This is a genomic window from Arthrobacter sp. TB 26, from assembly GCF_000427315.1.
In the GTDB taxonomy this organism is placed as follows: Bacteria; Actinomycetota; Actinomycetes; order Actinomycetales; family Micrococcaceae; genus Arthrobacter.
This window is the reverse complement of the sequence record NZ_AUPJ01000103.1, coordinates 2,141-3,445: the sequence shown is the minus strand read 5'-3', so window position 1 is coordinate 3,445 and position 1,305 is coordinate 2,141. Positions and strand designations below refer to the sequence as shown.

1 protein-coding gene and 1 pseudogene are annotated in these 1,305 nt (G+C 69.8%); both read left to right on the top strand.

The window, feature by feature from the left end; genetic code table 11:
• The first annotated feature begins 227 nt into the window (after positions 1 to 227).
• A complete protein-coding gene (locus K789_RS25970) occupies positions 228 to 554 on the top strand; it encodes a thiamine pyrophosphate-dependent enzyme (protein ID WP_024365451.1) in 327 nt (108 codons plus the stop codon).
• Positions 555 to 578: 24 nt separating this feature from the next.
• Positions 579 to 1,305: pseudogene (locus K789_RS26525) on the top strand (aldehyde dehydrogenase family protein); the annotation flags it as partial.

The window sequence follows — 1,305 nt, the reverse complement described above, 5'->3', positions numbered from 1 at the left end:
CCCGACGCTGGAGCCGGGCTGGCGCCGGAAGCCGTCTTCGAGCTCATCAATGACCTCGCCCCCGAGGACGCCGTGTACGTCAACGAGACGACGTCCACAGTCGGGGCCTTCTGGGACCGGATGGACATGAGCCAGCCCGGAAGCTACTACTTCCCGGCCTCCGGCGGGCTCGGGTTCGGCATGCCGGCCGNNNGGTCGGAGTCCAGCTGGCCGAGCCGGGTCGCCGCGTGGTGGCCTTCATCGGCGATGGCTCCGCGAACTACGGCATCACGGCACTTTGGACGGCGGCACAGTACGGGATCCCCGTGGTGTTCGTGATCCTGAACAACGGCACCTACGGCGCCCTGCGCGGCTTCGCGGCCAAACTCAATGCCCTCGACGCACCCGGCCTGGACGTGCCCGGGATCGACTTCGTCTCGCTCGCCGCAGGGTACGGCGTGGACGCGGACCGCGCCGAGTCGCTGGAGAAGCTGCGCGACTGCTTCACCAAGGCCCTCGCCTCCGACGGCCCCACGCTGATCGAAGTCCCCATCACCACCGTCTCCCCGTTCTGACCCAACCCATTGAAAGGGACATCCATGACTGTCTCCGACGTTATTCTCGACACCTTCCTCGATTCCGGCCGCTGGGACGGAAAAATCAACATCGCCGGCTGGACCGACGGATCCGGCGGAAGCCGGGACGTCGTTGAGCCGGCCACCGGCGCGGTCCTGGGCCGCTTCGGCGTCGCCACGGCTTCCGACGTCGGTCGCGCCGCCACCGTGGCCGCCGAAGCCCAGCACGCGTGGGCTGCCACACGGCCGGAGGAACGGGCCGCCATCCTGCGCCGCGCCGGCCAGCTCTGGGAGGAGCACGCCGAGGAAATCCAGCGCTGGATCATCCGCGAAAGCGGCGGTATCCCGGCCAAGGCGGCCCTGGAAACGCACATCGCGGCCAATGAATGCTACGAGGCCGCAGCGCTGCCGTCGCACCCCGCCGGAGAAGTCCTGACCTCAAATGAAGCGCGCTGGTCATTCGCGCGGCGCCGCCCCGCCGGCGTCGTTTCCGTGATCGCACCCTTCAATTTCCCCCTGATCCTGTCCATCCGCTCGGTAGCGCCGGCCCTGGCGCTGGGCAACGCCGTGCTGCTGAAGCCGGACCCCCGCACCGCGGTGTGCGGCGGCGTTGCGCTGATGCGGGTCTTCGAGGAAGCGGGCCTGCCCGCGGGCGTTCTCTCGCTCCTGCCCGGCGGCGCCGAGACGGGCGCCGCCGTCGTCGAGGCCGCTGAAGTCCGGGTGGTGTCCTTCACCGGTTCGACAGCGGCGG